The 14,215-nt window shown below is 73.5% G+C and carries 14 protein-coding genes; 11 read left to right on the plus strand and 3 right to left on the minus strand.

The genetic code is table 11. From position 1 onward, the window contains the following. The first annotated feature begins 14 nt into the window (after positions 1–14). The 4 genes from LTT61_RS09390 to LTT61_RS09405 all read left to right on the plus strand — a co-directional run bounded on the left by LTT61_RS09390 (position 15) and on the right by LTT61_RS09405 (position 3,665). Positions 15–491, plus strand: a complete 477-nt coding sequence (locus tag LTT61_RS09390; protein ID WP_233019544.1) for a winged helix-turn-helix transcriptional regulator — start codon at positions 15–17, stop codon at positions 489–491. A 158-nt stretch (positions 492–649) separates the two neighbouring features. Then, positions 650–1,732 (plus strand): phenazine antibiotic biosynthesis protein, encoded by a 1,083-nt coding sequence (locus LTT61_RS09395; RefSeq protein WP_233019545.1) that lies wholly within the window; start codon positions 650–652, stop codon positions 1,730–1,732. Further along, positions 1,732–3,105, plus strand: coding sequence for an aldehyde dehydrogenase family protein (locus LTT61_RS09400; RefSeq protein ID WP_233019546.1), 1,374 nt, complete (start codon positions 1,732–1,734; stop codon positions 3,103–3,105). The genes LTT61_RS09395 and LTT61_RS09400 overlap by 1 nt, the downstream gene beginning before the upstream one ends. Positions 3,106–3,155: 50 nt before the next feature. Beyond that, entirely contained in the window at positions 3,156–3,665 is a 510-nt protein-coding gene (locus LTT61_RS09405; RefSeq protein ID WP_233019547.1) for a thioesterase family protein, read from the plus strand. Here LTT61_RS09405 and LTT61_RS09410 read toward each other — a convergent pair. Both LTT61_RS09410 and LTT61_RS09415 read right to left on the minus strand, forming a co-directional pair. Beyond that, positions 3,653–5,263, minus strand: a complete 1,611-nt coding sequence (locus LTT61_RS09410) for a regulator (protein WP_233019548.1) — start codon at positions 5,261–5,263, stop codon at positions 3,653–3,655. The two genes, LTT61_RS09405 and LTT61_RS09410, sit on opposite strands and share 13 nt — an antisense overlap. A gap of 13 nt (positions 5,264–5,276) precedes the next feature. Next, positions 5,277–5,966, minus strand: coding sequence for a cysteine hydrolase family protein (locus tag LTT61_RS09415; protein ID WP_233019549.1), 690 nt, complete (start codon positions 5,964–5,966; stop codon positions 5,277–5,279). A gap of 146 nt (positions 5,967–6,112) precedes the next feature. Between LTT61_RS09415 and LTT61_RS09420 the strand changes: the two genes are divergently transcribed. From LTT61_RS09420 to LTT61_RS09440, 5 genes are read left to right on the plus strand one after another with little or no spacing between them, the layout of a single operon-like run. After that, on the plus strand, positions 6,113–6,583 hold the full coding sequence (locus LTT61_RS09420; RefSeq protein ID WP_233019550.1) for a PaaI family thioesterase: 471 nt from the start codon (positions 6,113–6,115) through the stop codon (positions 6,581–6,583). Between the two features lie 58 nt (positions 6,584–6,641). Beyond that, entirely contained in the window at positions 6,642–7,433 is a 792-nt protein-coding gene (locus LTT61_RS09425; protein WP_233019551.1) for a hypothetical protein, read from the plus strand. Next, the gene (locus tag LTT61_RS09430) at positions 7,430–8,521 is read left to right on the plus strand and encodes a hypothetical protein (protein ID WP_233019552.1); all 1,092 of its coding nucleotides are present in this window, start codon (positions 7,430–7,432) and stop codon (positions 8,519–8,521) included. The genes LTT61_RS09425 and LTT61_RS09430 overlap by 4 nt, the downstream gene beginning before the upstream one ends. Beyond that, positions 8,518–9,999, plus strand: a complete 1,482-nt coding sequence (locus LTT61_RS09435; RefSeq protein ID WP_233019553.1) for a hypothetical protein — start codon at positions 8,518–8,520, stop codon at positions 9,997–9,999. Before LTT61_RS09430 ends, LTT61_RS09435 begins: the two co-directional genes overlap by 4 nt. Further along, entirely contained in the window at positions 9,996–11,309 is a 1,314-nt protein-coding gene (locus LTT61_RS09440) for an AAA domain-containing protein (RefSeq protein ID WP_233019554.1), read from the plus strand. The genes LTT61_RS09435 and LTT61_RS09440 overlap by 4 nt, the downstream gene beginning before the upstream one ends. Positions 11,310–11,388: 79 nt before the next feature. Here LTT61_RS09440 and LTT61_RS09445 read toward each other — a convergent pair whose 3' ends face one another. Then, positions 11,389–12,972 (minus strand): FAD-dependent monooxygenase, encoded by a 1,584-nt coding sequence (locus tag LTT61_RS09445; RefSeq protein WP_233019555.1) that lies wholly within the window; start codon positions 12,970–12,972, stop codon positions 11,389–11,391. A 72-nt stretch (positions 12,973–13,044) separates the two neighbouring features. On the opposite strand from LTT61_RS09445, the gene LTT61_RS09450 reads away from it, so the two are divergent. Together LTT61_RS09450 and LTT61_RS09455 are read left to right on the plus strand one after the other, a co-directional pair. Then, positions 13,045–13,674 (plus strand): class I SAM-dependent methyltransferase, encoded by a 630-nt coding sequence (locus LTT61_RS09450; protein WP_233019556.1) that lies wholly within the window; start codon positions 13,045–13,047, stop codon positions 13,672–13,674. Between the two features lie 73 nt (positions 13,675–13,747). Next, positions 13,748–14,200, plus strand: coding sequence for a hypothetical protein (locus LTT61_RS09455; protein ID WP_233019557.1), 453 nt, complete (start codon positions 13,748–13,750; stop codon positions 14,198–14,200). The last annotated feature ends 15 nt before the right edge of the window (positions 14,201–14,215 follow it).

Here is a 14,215-nt window from a genome sequence, read left to right on the forward strand (position 1 = left end):
ACTACTCTGGAGTCATGCGCAGAACGAGCTTCGCCGACATGAACTGCTCCCTGGCCCAGTGCCTGGAGGTGGTCGGCGAGTGGTGGACGTTGCTGATCGTGCGCGACGCCCTGCTCGGCGTCACCCGCTTCGACGACTTCCGGAGCCGCCTCGGGATCGCCCGCAATGTGCTCACCCAGCGGCTGGAGCACCTGGTCGAGCACGGCATCCTGGCCCGCGAGCCGTACCAGGAGAACCCGGTGCGCCACGACTACCGGCTCACCGAGAAGGGCCGCGCGCTCTGGCTGGTGGTGACGGCCATGCGGCAGTGGGGCGACGAGTGGGCCGCCGCCGACGGCCCGCCGATCCAGCTGCGGCACAAGACGTGCGGCCACCTCATGACGGTCGAGCCGGTCTGCTCCGAGTGCGGCGAGCCGGTGCGCCGCGGCGAGCTGCGGGCGCTGCTCGGCCCCGGCGCCAGGGACGAATCGCTGCTGCCGACGCGGCGGTAGCGGCCGGATTGCCGAACATGCGGACGTACCAGACATACCTCCCGCTGCCGGGGCGGCCCGCAATTCCGTGATCGCGTCATCGAAGCCGGGCGGCGGCGGTGTCGGCGGGGCTGCGCGTTCGGCCACAGTGTGCGTGAGTTCCACGCCCTGGAGGACGCATGTGTTCTGCCATTCTCGACCTCGGCGCCGCGCCGGTCGACCCCGACGACTACATCCGGGCGTTGATGCGCTGGCATTTCGACCCCGCGACCGGTAGCCCGTACTGGCTGCGCCGAGCACGCACCCTCGATTTCGATCCGCTGACCGAGATCCGCGGCTTCGACGACCTCACCCGCTTCCCCAATGTCGTGGACGAATTCCGCGACGTCGAGATCGCGGAGCTGATTCCGCGCGGGCTCACCGGTGCGGACCGGGAGATCGCCGGGATCTTCGAGAGCGGCGGCACCACCGGGCTGCCGAAACGCTTCGTGATGTTCGAGCCGTGGATGGAGTTCGCGCTGGGCTGGGACGAGGTCGACTACGCCGGGCTCGGGACCGTGAACACGCTCGCCGTCGCGCCGAGCGGCCCGCACATGTTCGGCGAGTTCGCGACCCGGAGGGCGCGCAGACACGGTGGCGTGAAGTTCACCATCGACCTCGATCCGCGCTGGATCAAGCAGCTGCTCGCCCGCGGCGCCACCGAGGAGGCGGAGCGCTACGCCGAGCACCTGGTCGATCAGGTGGGGCACCTGCTCAGCACCCAGTCGATCGGCATCCTGATCACCACGCCGCCGCTGCTGGAGCGGGTGGCCCGGCGGCCGGAGCTGGTCGACTCGATCCGCAAGCAGGTGAAGTTCATCTGCTGGAGCGGCGCGCACATGGACGCCGACACCCGCGACATCTTCCGCACCGAGATCTTCCCGGGAATTCCGCTGAAGGGGCTGTACGGCAGCACCACCATCCTCGGCATGTCGCGCGAGCGCGGGGAGGACCACCCGGACGGGCTGCCGGTCTTCGACGCCCCGAGCCCCTACATCGCCTTCCGGGTGGTGGACCCGGCCACCGGGCGGGACGTGGCCTACGGCGAACGCGGGCAGGTGGTGATGAACCACCTCACGAAATACGCGCTGCTGCCGAACAACACCGAGCGCGACACCGCGCTGAAGCTGCCGCCGCTGCCCGGCGCGCTCGGCTGCGCCGTCGCCGACGTGGGACCGGTTCAGACCTTCGGCGATCGCGTCGTGATCGAAGGGGTCTACTGATGGACGTCCGGATCGACGCGCTCGGCCCGGCCGGCGCCTACCGCTCCCGGGAGCGGCTTCCGCTGACCGCGCTCTCCGGCGCGACCGTCGGCGAGATCAGCCAGGTGCCGCCGCTCTACGTGCGCCGCACGCTGACCGCCATGCGCGCCGCCACCGTGCTCCCGGTGCCGGAGCGGCTGGCCGCGCTGGAGCGGGCGGCCGAGCTCTTCCTGCACGGCACGGTGGCCGGGCTCGATCCGCACGAGTACGCCCGCCTGGTCTCCACCGTCTCCGGGGTGCCGCTCGCGGTGGTGCGGCAGTCGGTGCAGTGGGTCGCCGACGTGCTGCGGGCCCAGCGCGAGACCCGCACGCTCGCCATGCCGCGCGGCGCGGTGGACGCGTGGGACGCCGAGCGCACGCGCACCGGGTCGGGGGTCTGGACCCGCCGCGGCGACCTGTTCGCGGTGCACGCGGCGGGTAACACCCCCGCGGTGCACGGCCTCTGGCCGGAGGCGCTCGCGCTCGGCTACAAGGTCGCGGTGCGGCCGTCGACCCGCGAGCCGTTCACCCCGTTCCGGCTGATCACGGCGCTGCGCGAGGCGGGCTTCCCGCCGGACACGGTGACCCTGCTGCCGACCGACTACGCCGCCGCGGACGTGATCATCGCGGAGTCCGACTACGCCATCGTCTACGGCGGCCAGGACGTGGTGGACAAGTACGGCGGCGACCCGCGGGTGCTCACCCAGGGGCCGGGGCGCTCCAAGATCCTGATCACCGCGGAGGTCGACTGGCGGTCGCGGATCGAGCTGCTCGCGGGCTCGGTGAGCCACCTCGGCGGCACCGCCTGCACCTGCGCCACCGCCGTGCTGGTCGAGGGCGACCCGGAGCCGGTGGCGGCGGCGCTGGCCGAGGCGCTGGCCGCCATCCCGAGCCTGCCCGCCGACCACCCGGACGCCGTCCTCACCGTGCAGCCCATCGAGTCGGCCCGCGCGATGGACCGGTACCTGCACGCGGCCGCCGGGGACGCCAGGGCGCTGCTCGGCGGCGACACCATCGTCGACGAGCTGCCCGGCGGCGGCGCTGTGCTGCGGCCCGCGGTGCACCTGGTGCCGGACGGCGGCGACCCGCGGCTCGGGATCGAGCTCGGCTTCCCGTGCGTGTGGGTCGGGCGGTGGCGGCCGGAGGACGGCATCGCCCCGCTGCGGAACTCGCTGGTGCTCACCGCCATGACCACCCGGCGCGCCCTGATCGACCGGCTGCTGGACGAGCCGAGCATCACCAACCTCTACCTCGGCGACAACCCGACCACCTGGCTCCGCCCCGGCGTCCCGCACGACGGCTACCTGGGCGAACACCTCATGCGGAGCAAGGGCATGATCCGCGGCGCGCGCTGACCGGCGACCCGGTGCGCGGCCGCGCGCACCGGTGTCGCAGGATCGGAAGCATGGCTATCGACCTCCCCACCGTGGCGCAGATTCGCGAGATCCCGGCATCGCTCACCGCGGACGTGACCGAGCGCGAGATCGACGCCAACGGCCACATGAACGTCGTCTACTACCTGCGGCACGGCATCGTGGCCGCGGACGCGCTGCTGCAGACCGCCGGTCTCGACGACCGCTACCGCCGCGAGCGCGGGATGGGGCTCTTCACCACCGAGCACCACCTGCGCTACCTCAGCGAGCTGCGGCTCGGCGACTCGCTGGCGGTGCACGCCCGGGTGCTGGAGCGCAGCGCCAAGGCGGTGCACATGATGGCCTTCCTGGTCGACCAGGGCCGGGACCGGCTCGCCAACACCGTGGAGATCCTGCTGGTGCACGTGGATCTGGAGCTGCGCCGCTCGGCCCCCATCCCCGATGACCTGGCCGCCGCGCTGGACGAGATGATCGCCGCCTCCGGCAAGCTGGAGTGGGCGGCACCGGTCACCGGGGTGATGGGGATCCGTCAGCCCTCCTGAGCCACCGCCTCCTCCTTCGGCTCCGGGTCCGGCTCCGGTTTCGGCTCCGCCGGGGCGGGTTTCGGCAGCAGCGAGTAGGCGAGGCAGACCACCGCGAAGAAGAGGTAGCCGAGCGCGACCTGCGGGGCCGCCGCCCACGCCACCTCGGGGGCGTGGATCAGCCCGATCCAGCTGAGCACCGCGCCGACCAGCGCCGCGATCGCGGCGGCGTGGAACCGCTTGTCCAGCACGAAGGTCACCAGCGCGCCGAGCACCAGCCCGGCCAGCACCGCGCCCTCGCCGAGGATCTGCAGCCCGTGGTAGACGACGCCCGCCTGGCCGAGCGCCTCCTCCCCCACCTTCTCCGCGCTGGTGCCCGCGGCGCTCAGGGCGTTGTCGATCAACCCGACCGCCCACTCCGCCAGGTTCGGCAGCAGCGCCGCGACCACCGCGACCGCGTGCAGCTTCGGCACCGCCTGGAAGGCCTGGGCGCCGATGAGCAGCCCGATGTAGAGCAGGATCGGCACGATCGCCGGGATCGGCAGGATCGTGGCGAGCACGCCGAAGAGCCCGAGCAGGCACATCACCCCGATGGCCGCCCCCGCGGCGAGCGAGTAGCCGGTGCGGCCGCCCGCGTCCTTCCAGCCGGGGTGGCCGATGTAGACGGCGGGCGGGAACGGCGAGCCGAAGCCGGCGCCGAGCACCGCGCCGAAGCCGTCGGCCAGCAGCACGCTGCGCAGGTTGTAGTTGTCGCCCGCGGCGGCGGCGCTCTCCACGTTGCTCATGGCCTCGGTGAAGTTGTAGACGCCGAGCGGGATGGCCGTGGCGAGCAGCGGGGCCAGGTCGCCGAGCCCGTCGAAGAGCAGGTCGAGCCGTAGGTCGGGCAGCCCGAGCGCGATATCGCCGACCGCGGCGGAGACGTCCGGCGCGGACATGTACCCGCCGATCCAGCCGATGGCCGTGCCGACCAGCAGCGCGACCAGCCCGACCGGGACGTTGCCGGGCAGCTTCACGTCGGTGAAGAAGCCGATCAGGATGATGGCGAGCACCGGGAGCCCGATCCAGGCCGCCTCCCACATCTGCGCGGCCGGGCGCATGGCGATGAAGGTGATCGAGATCCCGGCCAGGGTGCCGAGCATGGCCGCGCGCGGGGTGATCTTCCGGATGAACGGCCCGACGAAGGCGCCGATCATCACGATCACGCCGATCATGAAGGCCCACGCCAACCCCGCCGACCAGGCCCGCAGGGCGTCGCCGGTCTGCAGGTAGATGGGCAGCATGACGACGAAGACCACGATGAACATGTGCGGCACGCTCGGCCCGTACGGCAGCGCGGTCACGGTGTCGCGGTTCTCGCGCCGTGCCAGCCTGCGGGCCAGCACCATGTAGTAGAGGTTGCCGAGCACCAGCGCGACGCCGAGCGCGGGCAGCACGGTGCCGAGCACGTCGCCGCTCGGGATCTTCACCACCGCGATCGAGAGCGTGGTGAGCGTGAGGACATTGACCAGGATGTTGAAGGCCAGCCCGAAGAAGGCGTTGGTGTCGCCCCTGGTCCACCACGGGAGCCGCAGCGGCGGGGCGGGTTCGGCCTGTTCGGCCGGTTTCGTGTCGAGCGTCATCGCGAGATCCTGTTCAACGGGCCGGGCTCGGGGCGGGGGCGAGCGCGTCGAGCACGGCCGCCGAATCGGCGGTCCAGCCGAAGATGCCGCCCTGGGCGGCGATCATGGCCAGCCCGACCCGCTGGAATTCGGGGAAGTACGAGCCGACGCAGTCGGCCACGACCAGGCACTCGTAGCCGCGGTCGTTCGCCTCGCGCACGGTGGTGTGCACGCAGACCTCGGTGGTCACCCCGGTGACCAGCAGCGAGGTGATGCCGCGGCGCTCCAGCTCGGCGGCGAGGCCGGTGCCGTAGAAGGCGCCCTTGCCGGGCTTGTCGATCACCACCTCGCCCTCGATCGGCGCCAGCTCGTCCACGATGTCGTGGCCGTACTCGCCGCGGATCAGGATTCGGCCGAAGGCGCCGGGGTCGCCGATGCGCTGGGACGGGGTGCCGCGGCGCAGTTTCGCTGGCGGGCAGTCGGAGAGGTCGGGCAGGTGCCCCTCCCTGGTGTGGATCACCGGCAGCCCGGCCGCCCGCGCCGCGGCGATCAGCCGGGCCAGCGGCGGGATCACGCTGCGTAGTTGCTCCACGTCGTTGCCGAGGCTCGCGCCGAATCCGCCGGGTAGCAGGAAGTCCCGCTGCATGTCGATCACCAGCAGCGCGGTGCCGCCCGGGTCGAAGGTGAACTGGTCCGGCTGAGCCGGGACGTGACGGGGAGTCATGGCGGTCGCCCTTCCGCGCCGAGCATCGGCACCCGTCGATTGTGAAAAGGGTGTGTGACTCGGGTGCGGCCCCCGTGTATCCGCTGTGTTAGCGATTCGGTCGCCGTGCCGGTAAATTGGAACAGGTTTCACTTCGAGGAGGCAGCGTGGATGTCGCGACCCTTGGCGACCTGGTGATGACCGGGTTCCAGAAGCTGGGCTTCATCCGGTATGCCGGAATCGAGGGCGTCGAGTTCGCCGAGGGGCGCAATGCCGTCGCCATGACGCCGGGCCGGGAGCACCTGAACCACAACGGCGACGTGCACGCCGCGGTGCTGTTCGGGCTGGCGGAGACGGCGGCCATGGGCGCGGCGGTCTCCGGGATCGCGGCGCACATGGCGGATTCGTTCGTGGTCGCCAGGGACGGCCGGATCGAGTACCTGGCCAGGGCGAAGGGTGCGGCGGGGCGGTTCCTGGCGACCGCCGAGCTTCCCGATGACACCCTGGAGAGGTTGCGCACCGAGGCGGCGGCGCGCAGGCCGGTGGAGTTCACCGTGCCGGTGCGGATCACCGGCGGCGACGAAACCGTGGTCGCCGCCGCGAGTTTCACCGCGGTCATCCGGCCAAGGCGGAGCTGACTCGCGAATACTGGAAGATACTGGACTTCACTGGAAGTTCTGATTACAGTCCGGCAGTGTGCCGGACAATGCCGAGCAACTCGAGGATCGCATCGCGGAACTGCGCGCTGCGGTTCGGCGCGCGGTCGCCGCGGGTGATCGCGCCACGGCCCGGCAACTGCGCGCGGAGCTGCGCCGCGCGGAGAACGACTGGGACGACGCCGTGCTCGGGCTGCAACCGGGCGCCGAGCCGGTCCGCGAGATCGTCCCCGCGGTCCCGGTGCGCGAGCACGTGCACCGGGCGCTCACCCTGCTCGGCGCGCCCGCCGCGCCGAAACTGGTGCTCGCGGTGCACGACGCCTTCTTCTCCGGCGACCTGGTCGCCGCCAGGCTGACCAGCCTGCGCCGGGACGAGGAGCGCTCCTTCCGGGCCGCGCCGCTGGCCCGGCCGTACTACATCTGCTCGGCGCTCAACGCCGACCTGCTCGCGCCCGCGCGCGGGCTGCTCGCGGTGAGCAGCTGGCCCACCGAACGGCGCGTGGTCGGGCCGCTCAGCCCGCGCGTCGACCTGCTGACCGCGACCATCCGGCTCGCCGAGCACCTCGCCGCGCTCCCCGACCCGGGGCCGGACGCCAGGCGGGTGGTGTGGAAGCTGGCCGTCTCGGTGCCGGGAGTGCGCGGCGCCCCGGACGCGATCGACCTCGAGCGGGTCGTCGAGTCCGCGGGCCGGGAACTGGCCGTGCACCGCGCCGACGACGCCGCGCACCGGCTGCGCGCCGCCGAGCGGGCGAGCGCGCAACTCGACGACACGGCACAGCTGTTCGGCGTCCGCCTGGCTGTGACCGGAACGCGACGAAAGGAGGCCGGGTGACCACTCCGCTCCCGGCACGCTTGGACCGGCTGCGCGGCACCGCGACCGGGTGCAGGCACAATGCCCGCACCATCGCGGCGCTCACCGCGAACCCCGGCTGCGCGCGGCGCGCCCTGCTCGACGCCGCCGCGGTGGACAAGACCGTGATCGCGCGGGAACTCGGCTTCCCGCCCCGCTTCGGCCAGTCCCAATTCGCCATCACCAGGGGCAATGCCTTCGAGGCGATGGTGAAGGCGAACGGCTGCGCCGAGCTGCTCGCGCTGCTCCGCACCGAGCTGGAGCTCAGCGTCCCCGAGGTCGAGTACTACGACCTCGCCTCGGTCGGCGACAACACCGCGAACGCGGTGCGCTACCGCCGGACACGGCAGCTCTTCGACCACGCCGTCGTCACCGGCGAGGGCACGCTCTTCGACCATCCGCTGCTCCGCCTCGACATCGCCGGGGCCACCGCGTATCTGGAGCCGGACGTGGTGGCGCTGCGGCTCGGCGGCCAATTCCACGTGGTGGAGATCAAGTCCTTCGCGGTGGTGGACGGCCAGGCCGACCCGGCGCAGGTGGCGGCGGCGGCCAGGCAGTCGGCGGTGTACGTGATCGCGCTGCGCGAGCTCATCGCCGACCTCGGCGAGGACCCGGACGCGCTGGTCTCGCACAACGGCATCCTGGTCTGCACCAACGACTTCACCAACCGCCCCACCGCCGCCCTGGTCGACCTGCGCAAGCAGATCGCGGTGGTCGGCCGCCAGCTCTCCCGGCTGACCTCGATCGAGCAGCTGCTCGACCAGCTGCCCGACGGCGTCAGCTTCGAGCCGGGGCCCGAGCTGGCCCGCACCGTCGCCGGAATCGACGCGCGCTACACCCCGGAGTGCATGGCGAGTTGCGAGCTCGCCTTCGCCTGCCGCGCCGAGGCCAGGCAGGAGGGAACGGTGGACGTGCTCGGCCGCGGCGTCTGCGACGACCTGGGCGGATTGGAGGACATCGCCACCGTGCTCGGCCTCGCCGACGGCTCGGTCGAGCCACCCGCCGAATTCGACGACATCGCCCGGCTGCTCCGGCAGGCGCGGCGGATGCGGCTGGAGATCGCCGGGTGAGCGTGCTGACCGCGCTGGCCAGGCTGGAGGCGGTGCGCGCCGGGCGCGCGCAGCCGATCGCCGGGGTCTGCCACACGCACCTGGCCCGGCGGCCGCTGGTGCTGGTCCCGCTGAAGCTGGCTGGCGAGGCCGCGGCGCCGCTCGCGCTGCTGGCGGGCACCGCGGCGGACGAGCCGCGGCTGCTCGTCGTGCCGCAGCCGCGCGACCGGGTGCTGCGGCTGCGCTTCATCGCGCAGCTGGCCGAGATCGTGCTGCCCTACGTCGCCGAGCACACCGTCGAGGTCGAGGAGAAGACCACGAAGGCGGGCGAGACCTACACCCGCTGCCTGGACGCCCCGCAGCTGTGGACGCCGAACGCCGCCGGGATCGAATTCCTGCGGCTGCTCGGGCGCTCGGTCCGCTTCCACCGCACCGAGGGCGAGAACCCGGTGCCGCCGGAGGTCCCGCTGCTCGGCCGCTGGCTCACCTGGTTCTGCGACCGCGCCGAGCACCCGGGCTCGGCGGTGCTGCTGCCGATGACCTCGGTGCTCGCCGCGCACTGGGCGAGCGGCCAGTCCGCGCTGGAGGATGCCAACCTGGCCGCGCTGCTCGGCTGGATCGCGCCGCCGCCGGGGCGCTCCGGCGCCGAGGCCGCCGCGCGCGCCGAGGATCCGCTCGCCGTTCCGCCCGCGGGCCCGGCCACCGACCCCGGCTTCGACAACGAGGAGCTGGCGCCACTGATCACCGGCTACGACGAGGCGCCGGAGGGCGCGGCGAAGGTCACCGCCGAGCAGCGGCTGCGCCGCGCCCTGCTGCGCCAGCTGGAGCCGACCTGGCAGCTGCTCTGGCAGGGGCTGAACCTGCTGCGCGCGCTGCCGGAGGGCGCGCACGTGCCCGGGCGCTGGAACGACGACATCGGCGCGTTCAGCTACTTCCTCGGCACGGTCCCGGAGGGGGTGCCGCAGCCGCGCCGCGACTCCGCGGTCTCGGCGGTGCGCAGGCTGCTGGACCGGGAGCGCGCGCTGGAGCGGTACGAGGCCGAGCGCGCCTTCGACGACCCGCGGCTCATGCTGGAGCACCGGCTGGCGGGCGCGGCCTTCCACGGCACCGTCGTCGACGCCGACCCCGCCCGGGTCACCGTGCCGGAGGGCAAGAGCAAGAAGGTGCTCCGCCCTGCCCTCCGGGTGCGGAGCAGCGACCCGTTCGTCCCGGTGCCCGGCGAGAAGCTGTGCAATATCGGCTACCCCAAGCAGTCGGGCGAGGTGCTCGAGGTCGACGGCGACACCGTCCTGCTGGAGCTCTCCGGCGGGATGGGCCGCAAGCTGGTCGCCGAGCCCGGCACCGTGCCCGGGGTCGGCACCGCGGTCGGCTTCGCCCGCTTCTCCCCCGCCGGGTCGTCCCGGCCCACCTCGCTGCCGAGCCGGGAGGAGACGCCGTGGACGCACGGCGGCCCGCCGCCGGAGTGGCTGCCCACCGCGGACACCTTCGAGGAGCTGTGACCGAAAATCTCTCCGCCGCCGCGGAATCCGCCGTCACCGGCATCCTCGCCGACCTGGCCGGCGGCACCGGCCGGGCCGTCGTGGTCGACTCGCCGCCGGGCGCGGGCAAATCCACCCTTGTGGTGCGTGCCGCGCGGCAGCTGGCCGAGTCCGGCCGCCCGCACATGATCGTGGCGCAGACCAACGAGCAGGTCGACGACCTGATCGAGCGGCTCGCCACCGCCGACCCGGCGCTGGCGATCGGCCGGGTGTCGAGCCAGAGCTACACCGAGTCCGCGCGCATCCGGCACCCGAACGTGGTGTCGCGACAGAAGATCGCCGACCTGGACGACCGCACGGTGCTGATCGGCACCGCGGCCAAGTGGGCCACCATCGACGACGGGCGCTGGGAGCACGCCATCATCGACGAGGCGTACCAGATGCGCTCGGACATGCTGCTGCGCATCGCGAACCGCTTCGAGCGCGGGCTCTTCGTCGGCGACCCCGGCCAGCTCGACCCCTTCGCCACCGTCGACACCGGGCGCTGGGCCGGGCTCGGCTGGGACCCGACGACCAGCGCGGTCGCGGTCATGCTCACCAACAACCCGGAGATCGTGCCGCACACGCTTCCGGTCTCCTGGCGGCTCTCCGCCTCCGCCGCACCGGTGGTGTCGGCGGCGTTCTACCCGTTCACCCCGTTCCGGGCGGGAACGGGCAGCGCCGACCGGCGGCTGGAGTTCGCCGCGCGCGGCCTGCGCACCCCCGTCGACCTGGTGCTGGACGAGGCCGCCGAGCACGGCTGGGGCTGGTACGAGCTGCCGCGGCGGCATACGCTGCGCACCGACAGCGCGGCGGTGCGCGCGGTCGCCGACATCACCCGCCGGGTGCTGGAGCGGGCCGCCACCGCGCACTCCGAGCAGGGCTCGCGGCCGGTCACCGCGGAGCGGGTGGCGATCGGCACCGCGCACCGCGACCAGGCCGAGGCGGTGCGCAACGCGCTGCGCGGCACGGTCGCCGACGGGGTCACGGTGGACACCGCGAACCGGCTGCAGGGGCGCGAGTACGACCTCACCGTCGTGCTGCACCCGCTCTCCGGCCGCCGCGACGCAGGCGCCTTCCACCTGGAGGCCGGGCGGCTCTGCGTGCTCGCCTCCCGGCACCGGCACGCCTGCGTGATGGTCGGGCGGGCCGGGATTCCCGAGCTCCTCGACTCGCATCCCTCCGCCGAGCCGGTGCACCTGGGGGTGCCGGTCAAGTTCCCGGACGGGTGGGAGGCGAATCACGCGGTGCTCAGCCACCTCGCGAAGCACCGGGTTCCCGCCGACGGGTAGTCGTCACGGGCGGTACCGCGCAGCGGGCACGAGCACTCGCCGCCGTGCCGTGCTGCGCCGCGGTGCGGAGCAGCTGCGCTCAAACCTCCGCGGGTGCCGCGAAAGTGGCGGCGAGGGCGCGCGGGACTTCCTCGGGGACGCCGACGTAGGCGAGGTAACCGTCCGGGCGGACCAGGTAGGCGGCGTCCTCGGCCGCGTAGGTGCGCGCGAAATCGCCCGCGCTGTCCCGGATCACCGGGAGCACCGTGGCGACCGGCGTCTCCGGCCCCGCCACCAGGTACACGTCGAGCTGCCCGTGCGCGGCCCGCCGCGCGTCGTCCGCCACCCGTTCGAGCGCGGCGAACCACTCCGGCCCCTGCTCCCCGCCTGCGTACAGCAGCAGCGTGTGGCCCGCCCCGGCGAGCAGCGAGAAGAGCCGGATCGGAAACTGCACGAGCTCCCGGGTGAGCCCCGACGCGTCCGGCGCGCGCCGCCCCGCCGCCACCCCGCCCAGCGCCGACGACAGCACGATCGGACTATCCCGGTAATCGAGCAGCAACTGCGCCTCGCGACGCAGTATCCGCTCCGGATCCCCCGCCCCGATCCCCTCCCTGGCGTGCCGCACCGTGCGCCCCACCACCTCCTCCCCGACGGGCCTGCGCTCGGCGTCGTAACTGCCGAGCAGCTCGACCCCGGCCACCCCGGCGACGGCGAGCGCCAGCTTCCAGCCGAGGTTGTGCGCGTCCTGGATGCCGGTGTTCATCCCCTGCGCCCCGGTGGGCGGGTGGATGTGCGCGGCGTCGCCCGCGACGAAGACCCGCCCGGTGCCGTAGCTGTCCACGATCCGGTGGCTGATCCGGAACACCGACGACCAGCGCAGGTTCCGCGCGGTCGCGGGCTCGGGGGCGAGCCGGTCGAGCACCGCCTGGATGTGGTGCAGCTCCGGCGCCCGGTCGCCCTCCATGCCGTGCGCCACGCCGTCGGTCACCGGCACGGCGAGCTCCTCCGGCGCCAGCATGGAGACCCGGTACCGGCGGTGTCCAGGCAGCGGGATGCAGACCAGCACGTCCGCGCCGCGGCTCGACCGCACGCCGTAGCCGGACGGCGCGGTCCAGTCCAGCTCCACGTCGCCGAGCATGTACTGCTCGGCGAAGGCCGCGCCCTCGAAGGTCAGCCCGAGCCCCTTGCGCACGGCGCTGTGCGCGCCGTCCGCACCGACCAGGTAGCCGGCCCGGACGGTCCGCTCGCCGTCCGGCCCGCGCAGCACCGCGGTGACGCCGGTGTCGTCCTGCGCGAAGGAGACCAGCGCGGTCCCGTACTCCACCCGGACCCCGCACCGCACCAGCCGCTCGCCGAGCACCCGCTCGGTCTCGTACTGCGGCAGCGCCGCGAAGCCGTACGGAATGTCCGGCGGCGGCTCCAGATCGAGCCGCGCCACCTCGGCGCCGTCCGCGTACACGAGCTGCCCCCGCATGCGCACCGCGGCGTCCAGGGTCTCGCGCAACACCCCCATCCCCTCGAACACCTCCAGCGTGCGCGGCTGCACCCCGACCGCCTTGGCGAACCGGGGCCGCTCGGGCAGCTGCTCCAGCACCCGGCAGCGCACCCCGCGCCGCGCCAGCTCCACCGCCGCGGCCAGCCCGACCGGTCCAGCGCCGACGACGAGCACATCCGGATCCGCCATCCGGCGAGTCTAGATCCGCGGCCCGTCGGTTAGCACACTTTCAGCAAACTATCTCCGGCTAGGGTGGCGCGGGTGCTGTCCGAGCTGAACCGCGCGCATCCCTGGAGCCACAACGACCACTACGCCGGCTGGGTGGTCCGCCGGGTCCGCGGATCCGGTGCCCGCCGCGTCCTCGACATCGGCTGCGGCACCGGCAATCTCGTCGCCCGGCTGCGCGACCACTGCGCCGTCACCGGGCTGGAGCGCGATCCGGAGACGGCGGCCGTCGCCGCGCACCGCTTCCGCGACGACCCCGCCGTCCGCATTCTGCCCATCGACTTCGCCGACCGCGATCGGGAAACCCGCTGGGACGCCATCACCCTGGTCGCGGTACTGCACCACCTCCCGCTCGACGCCACGCTGCGCGCCCTGCGCGAGAGCCTCGCGCCCGGCGGCAGACTCGTCGTTGTCGGCCTCCACCGCGACGTCACCATCGGCGACGCCCTCACCCGGCTCCCCGCCGTCCTGCTCAACCCGCTCATCGGCGTGCTGAAGCACCCCGCCCGCGCCACCGAGCCACCGCGGCACATGCGGGCCCCGATCGCCGAGCCGCGGGAGACGCTGGCCGAGATCCGGGCGGCGGCCGCCGCGGAGTTGCCGGGCGCGCGGATCCGGCGCCGGCTGTTCTGGCGCTACACCCTGGTCTACGACGACCGCGTTTGAGGACGCGGACGAGGGGTTAAGCCTGCGGACACGGGCGGCGCACGCCGCCACCCGCGACACGGAGGTCTCCCCCATGCCAGGAACGAGGAAGGTGCCCGCGCTGCTCGCACCCGCCGTCGGCGTGACCGCCCTGGTGGCGTGCACCGTCGCCCTGCTGCCGCTCACGGTGCAGGCCGCCGAGCCGCCCTGCGGGGTCAGCGGCGCGGACTACCAGGGCGTCACCTACCGGGTGGAGACCTCGGCCGCGGAGCCGACCGGCGAGTTCACCCTCGACCAGGAGACCGCCGCGCTGCGCACCGGCACCGGCGCACTGCACGGCAGCTGGAGCACGGTCGCCGCGGGCGAGGCCGGTTTCGCGCTGCGGGTGCGGCTCGATACCGATCAGCACGGCAACCCGGCGGGCACGGCGCTGGACCTGCGGGTCACCGGCTGCCGGGCGGACGGCCGGGTGACCGCGCTCGCCGGCGACCAGACGCTGCCGGACGGCACCGTCCGCCCGGTCAGCGCCGAGGCCGCCGAGAGCTGAGCGTGAATCGGGCCG

Origin of the sequence: Nocardia asteroides, assembly GCF_021183625.1 — a bacterium.
Lineage (GTDB): Bacteria > Actinomycetota > Actinomycetes > Mycobacteriales > Mycobacteriaceae > Nocardia > Nocardia asteroides_A.